The following is a 12,640-nucleotide window of genomic DNA, read 5'->3' as shown; positions in this document are numbered from 1 at the left end:
TCCCTCCCCTCCCCGAAGGGGTCCCGACGGGACCCGAATGAACTCCCCTCCACCCAGGAAGCGAGCACGTCCATGGCCGATACCGCCGACCACAAGAAGTCCGACAAGAAGGCCGAGAGCAGGCCCGAGGGCAGGTCCGAGAGCAGCTCGGAGAGCCGGCCGGAGGGCAGGTCCGACAGCCGGTCCGACAGCCGGTCCGAGAGCCGGTCCGAGCGGAGGCCGGACCGCCGCTCCGGGCGCAGGACACGTCGCCGCCGGCTCTCGGTGCCGCTGTGGTGGCCGCTGCCCGCCTGCGCCCTGCTGGGGCTGGCCGCGGGCGGGGCGTACGGGGTACTCAAGGCCCCCGAGTACGCCGCCACCAGCTATGTCGTCGCGGTGCCCGACGACACCACCGAGCCGGCCACCGCCCTCGGCTTCGCGCAGGCCTACGCCCGTATCGCGACCAGCAGTTCCACCCTCGCCTACGCCCAGCCCCGCGCGGGCATCGGCGCCGCGAAGCTGCGTACCCAAGTACGGGCCGAGACCTCGCCCGAGTCCCCGATGATCGCCATCACGGGCACCTCGAAGAGCCCCGCCGAGGCCGCCGACATCGCCAACGCGGTCGCCGACGCCCTGTCCCTGAGCAGCAATCAAGCCGCCAAGAACACCGGCGTCCAGCTGCTCCTCTTCAACCAGGCCGTCGCCCCGTCCGAGCCCGCATCCCCGTCCGCCGCCATCAGCGGGGCCGTCGGCCTGTGTGCCGGCGGACTGCTGGGCGGGCTGTGGCTGCTCGCCCGGCCCGGCCGCGCGCGGCGCTCCGACGAGAGCACGGACGCCTCCGCGCCCGGCTTCCCGGTGGAGTCCGCAGCCCCGTCCCCGGTCGAGGAGTACGCCTCGCTGCCCGCCCAGGGCGAGCCGGCCTCGGCCAAGGAGAAGGAGTCCGTTCGATGAGTCCGGGCTCCGCCGGGGCCCTGTCGGTGACGCTGTGCCGCGACCCCCGGCAGTTCGCCGCGCTGGAGGAGTCGTGGAACAGGCTCTTCCGCAGCTGCCCCACCGCCACCCCCTTCCAGAGTCACGCCTGGCTGCACTCCTGGTGGCTGTCGTACGGAAAGGACGGCCGGCTCCGGATCGTCCTCGTCCGGCGCGGCGACGAGCTGGTCGGCGTGGCCCCGCTGATGCTCGTACACCGGCCGATGCCGCTGCTGGTGCCGCTCGGCGGTCCCATCACCGACTACTTCGACGTGCTCGTGGCCGCGGAACACGCCGCCCAGGTCGTTCCGGCGCTGGCCCGCGGGCTGCACCGGGCCGCCCGCGGGGCCGTCGTGGACCTGCGGGAAGTGCGTCCCGGAGCCGCCGCCGAGGAGCTGTACCGGCAGTGGCCCGGGGTCTCCAGCCGGCTCGCCGACTCCACGTGCATGGAGCTGCCCACGCTGCCGTTCGACGAACTGGTCAAGCGGATGCCGGCCTCCGGCGCCCAGCGGGTGCGGGCCAAGCTGCGCAAGACCGACGCGGCCGGGATCGAGGAGCACGAGGTCACCGAGCAGGAAGTGCCCCGCGCCGTACGGACCCTGCTGCGGCTGCACGAGAAGCAGTGGCGCGGCCGCGGGGTGACCCCCGAGCACCTGCGGCCCCGCTTCGCCGAGCACCTCACCCGGGCCACCCGGCGCATGGTGCGGGCCGGGGAGAGCCGGCTGACGGAGTTCCGGCTGGACGGGAAGGTGGTGGCGGCCAACGTCACGCTGCTGTCGTCCGGGCTCAGCGGCGGCTACCTGTACGGGGCCGACCCGGACCTGCGCACCCGCAAGGTGGACGTGGCGACGCTGCTGCTGCGCTACGAGGCAGGGCGGGCGCTCGCCGAGGGCCGCCCGGTGGTGAGCTTCCTGCGCGGCAACGAGCCGTACAAGAACCACTGGCGGCCCGAGACGGTCGTCAACCAGCGTTTCCTGCTGGCCACGACGGCGCTCGCGCCCCTGATGCGCGTACACGAATCGCAGGTGACGGGGCGCGAGCGGGCGGTGGACGCGCTGCGGGAGGCGCTGCCGGCCGCCAGGGACTGGCGGGCGCGGCTCAACGAACTGCGGGTGCGATGACCCGTCTAGAAGGGCCAGAAGCCGGAGTCCTTGCCGAGGTCCAGCTTGAAGCAGACCGACTGCGTGCCGACCAGCTTGGAGAGCCACTCGCCGAAGTTGAGCGGCACGCACCACTGCTGGCTGTTGACGGGCGGTGTCGTCGGCTGCGGCAGGGGCTTCGGCGGTGTGGGCTCGGGCTTCGGCACGACCGGGGTCGGGGTGACGGGCGAGGGCTTGGGGGCCACGGGCGTCGGGGCCACGGGGGAGGGCGTCGGGACCTGCGGCGTCGGGACCGCCGGTGTGGGCTCGGGGACCTCGGGGACCTCGGGTGCCGGGACGAGCGGACTGGGAGTGACCGGCAGCGGTACCTCCGGGCTCGGGGCGACCGGGCTCGGGGCGACCGGCGTGGGCACGGCCGGGGTCGGGGCGACGGGCGAGGGCTTGGGGACCACGGGCGTCGGGACCGCCGGTGTGGGCTCGGGGACCTGTGGCGTCGGGACCGCAGGCGTCGGGACCTGTGGCGTCGGGACCTGTGGCGTCGGGACCGCGGGCGTCGGCACCTGCGGGGTCGGGACCGCGGGGGTCGGGACCTGCGGGGTCGGGACGACCGGCGTGGGCACGACGGGGGTCGGGACCACCGGGGTCGGGACCACCGGGGTCGGGACCACGGGCGTGGGAACCACCGGGGTCGGGACCACCGGGCCGGGCCGCTCGGGCGTGAGCGCGTCACGGAAGGCCTTCGCGGACTGCGGGTTGTCCTTGCACTGCCAGACGCCGTGCGGGCAGTAGTCGGTGATGGTGTGGTAGAGCGGCTTGTGCTGCTGGATCCACTTCAGCATGCGCCGCATGTACTCCGGGTTGTCCCCGCGCCGGTACAGGCCCCACTCCGGGTAGGAGATCGACTTCCCGTGTGCCTTCGCGAAGTCGACGTGGTGCTGGAGTCCGTACGGCTGGGTGATCTGGTCGTCGAAGGTCTGGCCGGGACCCTGGTCGTACGAATCCATTCCGATGATGTCGACCACGTCGTCGCCGGGGTAGCACTTCGTCCAGCCGATCGCGTCCGTACCCCGGTTCGGCGCGAAGTCGAACTTGAACTCCTGCCCGGGCACGGCGCGCATCGTGCGGACGATGCGCTTCCAGTACGCCTTCCAGTTCTCCGGGTCCGGTGCGCAGCGGTGGGTGTACGTGATGCCGTTCATCTCCCAGCCGAGCACGATCACCGTGTCCGGGACGCCCAGCGACACCAGCCGCTCGGCGAGCCGCTGGAAGTGCCGGTCGTAGTTGCCCTGCGCGCCCGCCCTGATCAGCTGGGCCACCTGGTAGTCCGGCACCCGGCCCTCGTTGCGCTCCTGCATGGGCACGTTGAGGACGAACAGCCGGTCGTCGTCGGCCCGGCGCCACTCGGCCCAGTCCTCCAGGAAGGAGACCCGGCCCTCGATGCCCGCCCACTTGTCCCCGGGGAGATAGGTGTGGCCGACCCGGATCTCCTTGCCGCCCAGCCAGCTCGACAGGTACGGGATCCGGGCCACCCCGGGCGGCCCGTAGTCGAGATAGGCGCCCATGGCGATGTCGGAGCCCTCGGGCCGGTCATCCTCGGGCGCCGCGAGTGCGGCCCCCGTGGCCAGCAGTCCGGCCGTGACCGTACCGATGCAGGTGCTCGCCAGTCGGCGGCGTGGTCTGGGCATGGCGTCTCCCGAGCTTTCCTGAATCGGTGTGCTTACCAAAGACGTTAGGCATCAGATCTGACGAATGGCCTGTCCGGTGACCGCCGCGTAGGCCATTAGCAGGTGCACACCACCCCCGCTTGGTCCGACTAGGTGAAAGACACCGTTTCCATGCCCGCGTATCTCAGCCATGTGCCCGCCGTTGTGCTCAGACTCGATCGGAATCCGTTCCACCACGGAACCCTCGGCGCCGTCAGATCTCTTGGCCGCAAGGGCGTGGAGGTCCATGCCGTCGTCGAGGCCGGGGGAGGCCCCATGGTGCGTTCGCGGTATCTGCGCGCCGCGCACCCCGGTCCGGCGGGCGGGCTGGACCCCGAGGCGCCCGAGGCGCTGCTGGACTGCCTGAACGGGGTGTCGGAGCGGATCGGGCGTCCGGCCGTGCTCATCGCCATGGACGATCTGAGTGCCATCGCCGTGTCCCGGGTCGCGCCGATGCTGCGCGAGCGGTTCCGGATCCCCCACCAGCCCGACAACCTGCCCGCCCGGGTGGCCGACAAGGCCGAACTGTCGCGGCTCTGCGCGCGGTGGGACGTCCCGCACCCGGAGACCGTGATCCCGGCGAGCGGGGCCGAGGCCGCCGAGGCGGCCTGGCGGCTCGGCCTGCCGGTGGTCGCCAAGTGGAGCCGGCCCTGGCTGCTGCCCGCCGGTGCGGACGGGCTGCGCAGCACCATGCTCGTGCACACCCCCGCCGAGGCGCGCCGGCTCTACGAGCGCTCCGCCGAGGCGGGGAGCCGGCTGCTGCTCCAGCGGTTCCTGCCCGCCGGGCCGGACACCGACTGGTTCTTCCACGGCGCCTTCGCGCGCGGCGGGCGTCCGCTGCTCGCGGGCTCGGGCCGCAAGGAGCTGTCCTGGCCGGTGCGGACGGGGCTGACGGCCGTGGGCCGCTGGCTGCCGGATCCGGCGGTGGAGGAGGCCGGGCTGCGGCTCGCCGAACGGCTCGGCTACCAGGGGATCCTGGACCTGGACTTCCGCCGCGACGAGCGGGGCTGCTTCCGGCTGGTGGACTTCAACCCCCGGCCGGGCGCGCAGTTCCGGCTGTTCGCCGACGAGGCCGGGCTGGACGTCGTACAGGCGATGTACCTGGACCTGACGGGCCAGCAGGTCCCGCGCCCCTCGGGAGGTCCGGGCCGGGTGTTCGTCGCCGAGAACTACGCGCTGCTGGCGACGGTCCGGGGCGGGTCGCTGCCGCGCCGCCCGGTGGCGGGTCGTCCCGAGGGTCCCGCGGGTCCCCCGGATCCGGCGGGGTCGCCGGCGGCGCCGGGACCGTCCGAGCCGTACAAGTCGTCCGGGCCGGCCCGGACGGCCGGGGCGGGCGCGGACCGGGAGGGCCGGGGCGCGGCCCCGAAGCGGTTCGCCGAGCGGGGGCGGGTGGAGACGGCCTGGTTCGCCGCCGACGACCTGCTGCCCTTCCTCGCGATGCTCGGCGCCCTGCTGGGGCGCGGAGCGGGGAAGGGGGTGCGGGCCCTGCGCGGGGTTCCGGAACAGGGCCGCCGCACGGCGCGCGCGGTCGTCCGTACGCCCCGGCAGCGCGGCAGTGGCCAGTCGGCCGACGGTTCCGCCGCGGCGGCCTCCCGTCCCGTGCCGCCGGAGGCCCCGGCCGAGCCCGACGAGCTGGTGACCCGTTGAGAGAACCCGGCGCGGCGGACCGGTACGGCCGGTGACCATCGAACTGGAGGAGCGGCCTTGACGCGGATGGACGATCTCGTGGTGATCGGCGCGGGCCCGTACGGACTGTCGATCGCCGCGCACGCGGCGGCCGCGGGGCTCGACGTACGGCTGCTGGGGCGGCCCATGGCCTCGTGGCGCGACCACATGCCCGACGGCATGTACCTGAAGTCGGAGCCCTGGTCGTCCAACCTGTCCGCGCCGGACGGGCGGCACACGCTGGCCGAATACTGCGCCACCCGCGGAACGACCGCGGAACACGGCACTCCGCTGCCGATCGGCACGTTCAGCGCGTACGGGATGTGGTTCGCCCGGCAGGCCGCGCCCGAGGTGGAGGAGGTGACCGTCCTGGAGGTGACCCCGCAGGGCGACGGCTTCCTCGTCCGCACCGCCGAGGGACCGCCCCTGCTCGCGCGTACGGTGGCCCTCGCGGTCGGGGTGATGCCCTTCGTCCGCCACCCCGAGGCGCTGCGGGAGCTGCCGCCCGCCCACTACTCGCACAGCAGCGGCCACCGGGACCTGAGCCGGTTCGAGGGCCACGAGGTCGCGGTGCTCGGGGCCGGGCAGGCGGCCCTGGAGACCGCCGCCCTGCTGGCCGAGCAGGGTGCCCGGCCCTGCCTGGTCGCCCGGCGCTCCCGGCTGAACTGGAACAGCGTCCCGCAGCCGCTGGACCGGCCCCCGCTGCGCGCCCTGCGCGATCCGCACAGCGGCCTCGGCACCGGCTGGCGCAGCTGGGTGTGGTCGGAGCTGCCCGGGGCGGTGCGCCGGCTGCCCGCGCCCACCCGCGAGCGGATCGCGGCGACCGCGCTGGGTCCGGCCGGCGCCTGGTGGCTGCGGGACCGCTTCGAGCGGCGCGTCCCCGCATTGCTCGGGCACCGGCTGCACCGGGCGGTGGCTGTGGGCGGGCGGACCCGGCTCGGGCTGACCGACCCGGCGGGCACATCCGTGGTGCTGGACGCCTCGCACGTCATCGCGGCCACCGGTTTCGTCCCGGAGCTGGCGCGGCTGGGGCTGCTCGACGCGGGGCTGCGGTCCGCGCTGGAGACCGCGGGGCAGAGCGGGGCCCCGGAGCTGACCCCCGGGTTCGAGTCCTCGTGGCCCGGTCTGTTCTTCGCGGGGCTGCTGACGGCTCCCTCATTCGGCCCTTCCATGCGATTCGTGCACGGCGCGGGCTTCACGGCGGGGAGACTGGTGAGAGGAGTCCGGAGGCGTCTCGGCGCCCGGGGTCCGAGGCCGGGTTCCCCCGGTGCCGCCCGGCCGGGCCGGGCTGCTTCCCCCGGATCCCTTCCGGGGGTACCCCCAGGGCATCCGAAGACGTTTCTGCGGTGAGATCCGCGGTGAGAGGGGTCCGTGATGAGCGAGGAGCGAGCGCAGGGCCGCGGCTGGGTGCGCATTCCCGCCAGTCGTGGGGAACAGCCCGCCAGGGCCAGGGCCGCCGGGCACGACCGTCCCCCGTACGCGGGCCCGTACGCAGGTCCCTACGCGACGGCCTCCCCCGCCGACCAGCCCACGATCTACCTCTCCCTGGTCAAGCGCTGGCGGGAGGCCGGGCGCACCCTTCCGGGGCATCCTGACGAGGAGTGGGAGCGGCTGATCTCCCAGCCGTGCTGGCCCGGCCGTTAGGTGGTGTGGAACGTGGCAGCGGCGGAACGCGACGGACCCGAGCCGGTCCGGCCGTCCCCGGTGACCGTGCCGGGCGAGCGGTTCGCGCTCAACGGCATGGGCAGCCTCGAATGGGACCTGGGTGCCGGGTCGGTGGTGCTGGACGAGTCCGCCCTGGAGGTCCTGGACCTGGGGCCGGAGGAGTTCGACGGCACCGTGTCCGGTCTCGGACTGCGCATCCCGCCCGAGGACGCGGGCCGGCTCGGCGAGATCATCGACGGGGTCCTGGCGGGCGGCGGGGACACCTACGGCGCGTACTTCATGGTGCAGCGCCGCGACGGGCGCGACCAGTGGACGCACACCTCGGGCCGGGTGCTCCGGGACGGCGAGGGGCAGCCGGAGCGGATCGTGGGGATCGTCCGGGACGCGACGGCGGAGCTGGCCCACGCGACGCTGCTGCGCAAGCTGGAGGCGGCGCGCGCCCAGCAGGCGACGATCGTGCAGCGGACCACGGAGGCCCTGTCGCGGGCGGTGACGGTCGACGACGTCACGGCCGCGCTGACCGGGGCGGGCGCGCTGGAGCGGCTGGGTGCGGACGGGCTGGCCCTGGGGCTGGTCGAGGGCGGCACCATCAAGATCATCGCGCTGAGCGGGGAGTCGCTGGAGATCCTCAGCGAGCGGCGGTTCACCCGGCTGGACGGTTCGCTGCCGCTCTCGCACACGGTGCTCACCCGGCAGGCACGTTTCGTCACCTCGCTCACCGAGCTCGGCGGCGAGTTCCCGCTCCTCGCGGACTACCTGCACCGGATCCGGTTCGACGCGGCGGCCTATCTGCCGCTGATCGCGCAGGCCAAGGCCATCGGCGGGCTGGTCCTCTTCTACCGGCAGCGCACCGAGTTCAGCCCGGAGGAGCGCAACCTCTGCCTGGGCCTGGCCGGCATCGTGGCCCAGTCCCTCCAGCGGGCGCTCCTCTTCGACCAGGAGCGGGAGTTCGCGACCGGGCTGCAGGCCTCCATGCTGCCGCGCCGGATCCCGGAGATCAGCGGCGGGGAGATCGCGGTCCGCTACCACGCCGCCTGGAGCGGCCGGGAGGTCGGCGGTGACTGGTACGACGTGATCGCGCTGCCCCGCGACCGCGTCGGCGTCGTGGTGGGCGACGTCCAGGGCCACGACACGCACGCGGCCGCCATCATGGGCCAGCTGCGGATCGCGCTGCGGGCGTACGCGGGGGAGGGCCATCCCCCGTCCACCGTGCTGGCCCGGGCCTCGCGCTTCCTCGCCGAACTGGACACGGAACGCTTCGCCACCTGCATGTACGCACAGGTGGACCTGGAGACCGGAGGCGTACGGGCGGTCCGCGCGGGCCACCTCGGGCCGTTGATCCGGCACACGGACGGGCGTACGGGCTGGCCCAATGTGCGCGGCGGCCTGCCGCTCGGGCTGGCTTCGTTCTTCGAGCACGAGGAGTTCCCCGAGACCCGGCTCGACCTGGTCCCCGGGGAGACGATGGTGCTGTGCACGGACGGCCTGGTGGAGGAGCCGGGCACCACCATCACCGCCGGGATGGACGCCCTCGCCCAGGCGGTGCGCAGCGGCCCCCAGGGCGCCGGGGCGCTCGCCGACCACCTCTCGGACCGGCTCTGGGAGCGCTGGGGATCCGGGGACGACGTGGCCCTGCTGGTGCTGCGCCGGGCCCCCGACCCGGGCACCCACCGGGCGCCGCGCATCCACCAGTACGTCCACCAGGCCGACCCGGAGGGCCTGTCCGAGGCCCGCTATGCCCTGCGCCAGGCCCTGCGCGACTGGGGCATGCCGGAACTCGCCGACGATGTGGAGGTGGCAGCCGGGGAACTGCTGGTCAACGCCCTGCTGCACACCGACGGCGGGGCGGTGCTGACGATGGAGGTGCTGCCGGAGCCGGTCCGGCGGATCCGGCTGTGGGTCAAGGACCGCTCCAGCGTGTGGCCGCGCAGGCGCTCCCCGGGCGAGGCGGCCACCACGGGGCGCGGGCTGCTGCTGGTGGACGCGCTTGCCACGCACTGGGGCGTGGAGTCCCGCGGCGACGGCAAGGCCGTGTGGTGCGAGTTCGACGCCGGCGGCAGCCCCCGGAGCGCGGGGTGACCGGCCGGTCACCCCGGGTTGTGAGGCGCCGGGGGCGGGGCGATGATGCGAGCCATGGAACGGATCGTGTTGTGCGCGGGCTGACCAAGGCCGCCGTGACGGGCGCCCTGGCCGTGCTGCTGCTCGTGGCCGGGGTGCCGGCCGTTGTCGACTGGGCGACGGGGCGGCCGCACGCGGACCCCGCGTGCCAGTCGGTGGCCTTCATGTCGATGACGGACGTCGCTCCCGACTGCCGGTAGCGGCGGCCACCGGACGGGCGCGTGCCGGGTTCCCGCACCGCTCAGTGCCTGCGGATCTCGACGTCCTGCCGGTCCTGGGCGACGGTGGCGACCGACTTGGGCATCAGGCCGGAGAGCCGGACCTCCTGGAGCTCCGCGGTGACCACCGCGCGGCCCGGGCGCACGTTCACGAAGGCGCCCGGCGCGTTGGCGACCCAGCGCCGCTCCTGGCCGTCGCAGACGATCTGCTCCGCGCCGATGCTCAGCCGGCCGCCGTCACCCTGCGCGAGGGTCGCCTTGATCTGCATCGCCCCCATGGGTGACGCCTGCTCGCAGTGGTACATCCCGGAAAGGGTGACGGAGCCGTCCTCGGCGACGTAGGCGTCGTGGTGCACGGAAATCGCCTGATTGAAAACGGTGGCGCCGGCGGGGGCGGTGAAGAGCGTGCTGGCGGCCAGTGCGGAGAAGGCCGTCAGGGTCATTCGGCGGGCGGAGATGCGCATTCTTCCTCCAGATGGGTGCGGGCGGCGGGATTCCGCCGGAACGCATTGTGCTGGCAGCCGGGCGTACGCACTTGCTCCGTGCGCTCGTGTCGTTGTGCCCAATTTCCTGTCCGGGGGCGTGAAACTGGCCGCAATACGTCCCCGAAGGGATCTTGCATGCGCCAGCCCGCCCTCCCCGCCCTCGCCCTGCTCCCGCTCCTGCTGTTCGGTGCCGCCGCCTGCCAGAGCGCTCCCGAGGGAGACGCGCTCGCTCCCGCCGCAGCGCCCGCGATCCCGGTGGACGACGGGGCGCCGCCGGGCGCTGCGGGGGCCCCCGGGCGGCCCGGGGTGAAGGATGCTCATGTGGGTGACCCCGTACGGGTGCACGGCAGGCAGGTCGGACGGCACCTGCAGGTCGACCTCGGGGCGTTCGTGGACCCTGCGGTCAGCGTGGAGAAGAACTTCGTCCCGCCCGCCGGGAAGCGCTGGGTGGCCGCCTCGATGTCGTTCGTCAACGTGGGCGGAGCCTCGTACGGGGCGCTCGGACGCATGTGGGCGCACGACAGCGCGGGGCAGCGTCACCCGGTGGTGAAGACCGGCGAGCTGACGACCGGCAAACCGATCGTTTTTGATTCCCTGGAGGTCGGTGAGCGGGTCGAGGGGTGGGTGGTGTTCGAAATTCCGGAAAGCGCGCGCATTGTGCGGCTGGAGTACCAGGACGCGAACATGCAGGCGAATTCCGGAGAGGGATTCTGGGCCGTCTAGCCCGCCCGGGTGAAGGGCCGTGAAAGGCCCGGCAGCGAGACCACTAGGGTGCGCGCATGACTTCTACTCAAGCCGAAATCGACCGGTCCCAGCTCGGCACTCTTTCGGTGCTCGCCTGGATCGGAGACCCCGAAGAGGCGCACGACATCCCCTACCTCCTCGCCTACACCCTGGGTGACGGACCGCAGGGCCGGGAGGCCGGGGAGGCGGCGGCCCGCGGACTGCTGGAGGAGATCGGCCTGCCCATCGGGGACGTGGTCATGGACGGCACCCTCAAGGCGGCCACCTTCCCGGTGCAGATCCTGCTGGAGGGCAACCAGATCGCGCTCACCCTGCCCGGGATGAACGCGCGCTGCACCGCCCCCGACGAGTGGGTGGCCGCGGCGGACGAGAGCGGGCAGGCGTACTTCCTCTTCGCCACCCGCGCCTGGCCGGAGGCGGTCCCGGGCCGGCCGGTCGCGCCGGAGACCCTGCAGGCCTTCGCGGGCGACGAGTCGGTGCTCACCAGCAGCGCCCACTGCGTGCTCGCCGTGCGGCGCGTGCAGCGGTAGCCACGGGGCCGGGCGCCACCACCCGCTCCGGCCGCCGGGCTCCCAGCCTGCCCGGTGGCCGGTCTCCCGGCCGGCTCCGCGCCGTCAGGGCCGCTCGAAGGCGAACTTCAGCGAGCGGACCCGGTTGTCGAAGTTCGACCCCGCCAGGTCGGGCAGCCCCACGGCCCGCAGCCCGACCGGCCGGGTGAGCAGTTCGCGGAAGAGGGCCTTCATCTCCACCCGGGCCAGGTGCGCGCCCAGGCAGAAGTGCGGGCCGCCGCCGCCGAACCCCAGGTGCGGATTGGGCGATCGGGTGATGACGAAGGCATCGGGGTCGGGGAAGACCGCCTCGTCGCGGTTGGCGGAGGCGTAGTACAGGACCACCTTGTCGCCCGGCCGGAACACGTGCCCGTCCATCGTGTGTTCGGCGGCCACCGTTCGGCGGAACTGGATGATCGGCGTCGAGTGGCGGATCATCTCGTCCACCGCGCCGTCCGCGTACTTCTCGAAGTCCGAGAGCAGCAGGTCCCGCTGGTCCGCATGGTCGGTCAGCAGGGTCAGGCCGTGGGTGATGGCGTTGCGGGTGGTCTCCACCCCCGCGACCATCAACAGCGAGAAGAAGGCGCCGAGCTGGCGGGCCCCGAGGGCCTGGCCGTCGACGTTCGCGCAGACCAGCGCCGAGATCAGGTCGTCGGTGGGGTTCTTGCGCCGCTCCCGCCCGATGCCCGCCACCATCCGCTGCATACGGGCGAGCGCGCGCAGCCCGCGCCCGGGCATCCGCAGCCGGGAGGCCAGGCCCCGCTCCACGCCGATGTTCTCGGAGGCGTGGTTGACGCGGTCGGCGATCTCGGCGCGGTAGTGCTCCGGGATGCCCATCATGTTGCAGATGACCTCCAGGGGCAGCCGGGAGGCCACGGCGGAGACGAACTCGTCGGGCTGCTCATCCAGTACGTCGTCCACGATGCGGGCGGCCACGGCGTGGATGTCCTCCTCGGCGGCCGCCAGCAGGCGGGGCGTGAAGGCGCGCTGGACGATCTTGCGCAGCTGGGCGTGGTCGGGGCCGTCCAGATTGACCATCGAGTCCCCGAAGAGGGCCCTGACCCAGCGGGCCGGCTCGGGGGTGGTGACCCCGGGGGCGCTGGCGAAGACCTTGGGGAGGCGGCTGGCCTCCTGCACCTGGGCGTGGCGTACGAGGGCCCAGTGGCCGGGGCCGCTCCCTTCGGGGACGAGCACCGGGCCGTCGGCGGCGCGCAGCCGGGCGAAGGCGGCGAGGCGGTGGGCGGGGGGCTGCTGCCAGAAGCCTGGCTCGGCCAGCTCCCTGCCGGGGTCGGTGCCGTGGCGTTGTGCCGGGAGTGTCATGGCAGGGCCTCCAGTCGGTGCGCGTCGTTCTGCGCTGGAGAACGGCGGCGGGGGCGCGGGAGTGACGGTTCGGCGGGTGCGGGGTGCGGGGTGCGGGGTGCGGGGTGCGGTGCGCGGTGCGGGGTG

12 protein-coding genes are annotated in these 12,640 nt (G+C 73.8%); 9 read left to right on the top strand and 3 right to left on the bottom strand.

Going from position 1 to position 12,640, the window contains the following annotated elements:
- The first annotated feature begins 72 nt into the window (after positions 1 to 72).
- Both OG444_RS16595 and OG444_RS16590 read left to right on the top strand, forming a co-directional pair.
- Positions 73 to 930, top strand: a complete 858-nt coding sequence (locus OG444_RS16595; protein WP_327262912.1) for a lipopolysaccharide biosynthesis protein — start codon at positions 73 to 75, stop codon at positions 928 to 930.
- Positions 927 to 2,069 (top strand): GNAT family N-acetyltransferase, encoded by a 1,143-nt coding sequence (locus OG444_RS16590; protein ID WP_327262911.1) that lies wholly within the window; start codon positions 927 to 929, stop codon positions 2,067 to 2,069. Before OG444_RS16595 ends, OG444_RS16590 begins: the two co-directional genes overlap by 4 nt.
- A 5-nt stretch (positions 2,070 to 2,074) precedes the next feature.
- Here the strand turns inward: OG444_RS16590 and OG444_RS40765 are convergent, their stop codons facing one another.
- Positions 2,075 to 3,733, bottom strand: a complete 1,659-nt coding sequence (locus tag OG444_RS40765) for a glycosyl hydrolase (protein ID WP_442810541.1) — start codon at positions 3,731 to 3,733, stop codon at positions 2,075 to 2,077.
- A gap of 294 nt (positions 3,734 to 4,027) precedes the next feature.
- On the opposite strand from OG444_RS40765, the gene OG444_RS16580 reads away from it, so the two are divergent.
- The 5 genes from OG444_RS16580 to OG444_RS16560 all read left to right on the top strand — a co-directional run bounded on the left by OG444_RS16580 (position 4,028) and on the right by OG444_RS16560 (position 9,399).
- Positions 4,028 to 5,398 carry a carboxylate--amine ligase gene (locus OG444_RS16580; protein ID WP_442810540.1) on the top strand — a complete coding sequence of 457 codons (1,371 nt, stop codon included), beginning with the start codon at positions 4,028 to 4,030 and terminating at the stop codon, positions 5,396 to 5,398.
- A gap of 66 nt (positions 5,399 to 5,464) precedes the next feature.
- A complete protein-coding gene (locus tag OG444_RS16575) occupies positions 5,465 to 6,766 on the top strand; it encodes an NAD(P)-binding domain-containing protein (protein WP_327262909.1) in 1,302 nt (433 codons plus the stop codon).
- Positions 6,767 to 6,790: 24 nt separating this feature from the next.
- On the top strand, positions 6,791 to 7,060 hold the full coding sequence (locus OG444_RS16570) for a hypothetical protein (protein ID WP_327262908.1): 270 nt from the start codon (positions 6,791 to 6,793) through the stop codon (positions 7,058 to 7,060).
- Positions 7,061 to 7,072: 12 nt separating this feature from the next.
- Entirely contained in the window at positions 7,073 to 9,160 is a 2,088-nt protein-coding gene (locus OG444_RS16565) for a SpoIIE family protein phosphatase (protein ID WP_405789270.1), read from the top strand.
- A gap of 71 nt (positions 9,161 to 9,231) precedes the next feature.
- Positions 9,232 to 9,399, top strand: a complete 168-nt coding sequence (locus OG444_RS16560; protein ID WP_158780874.1) for a hypothetical protein — start codon at positions 9,232 to 9,234, stop codon at positions 9,397 to 9,399.
- A gap of 41 nt (positions 9,400 to 9,440) precedes the next feature.
- Here the strand turns inward: OG444_RS16560 and OG444_RS16555 are convergent, their stop codons facing one another.
- Complete coding sequence (locus tag OG444_RS16555; RefSeq protein WP_327262907.1) at positions 9,441 to 9,881, bottom strand: DUF6299 family protein; 441 nt, start codon at positions 9,879 to 9,881, stop codon at positions 9,441 to 9,443.
- Positions 9,882 to 10,037: 156 nt separating this feature from the next.
- On the opposite strand from OG444_RS16555, the gene OG444_RS16550 reads away from it, so the two are divergent.
- On the top strand, positions 10,038 to 10,625 hold the full coding sequence (locus OG444_RS16550) for a hypothetical protein (RefSeq protein ID WP_327262906.1): 588 nt from the start codon (positions 10,038 to 10,040) through the stop codon (positions 10,623 to 10,625).
- A 56-nt stretch (positions 10,626 to 10,681) separates the two neighbouring features.
- Positions 10,682 to 11,176, top strand: a complete 495-nt coding sequence (locus tag OG444_RS16545; RefSeq protein WP_052872786.1) for a DUF5949 family protein — start codon at positions 10,682 to 10,684, stop codon at positions 11,174 to 11,176.
- 84 nt (positions 11,177 to 11,260) lie between these two features.
- On the opposite strand, the gene OG444_RS16540 is transcribed toward OG444_RS16545, so the two are convergent.
- Positions 11,261 to 12,514, bottom strand: a complete 1,254-nt coding sequence (locus OG444_RS16540) for a cytochrome P450 (protein ID WP_327262905.1) — start codon at positions 12,512 to 12,514, stop codon at positions 11,261 to 11,263.
- Positions 12,515 to 12,640 lie beyond the last annotated feature (126 nt).

This window comes from Streptomyces sp. NBC_01232 (assembly GCF_035989885.1).
Taxonomy (GTDB): domain Bacteria; phylum Actinomycetota; class Actinomycetes; order Streptomycetales; family Streptomycetaceae; genus Streptomyces.
This window is presented reverse-complemented; position numbering and strand designations above follow the sequence as displayed.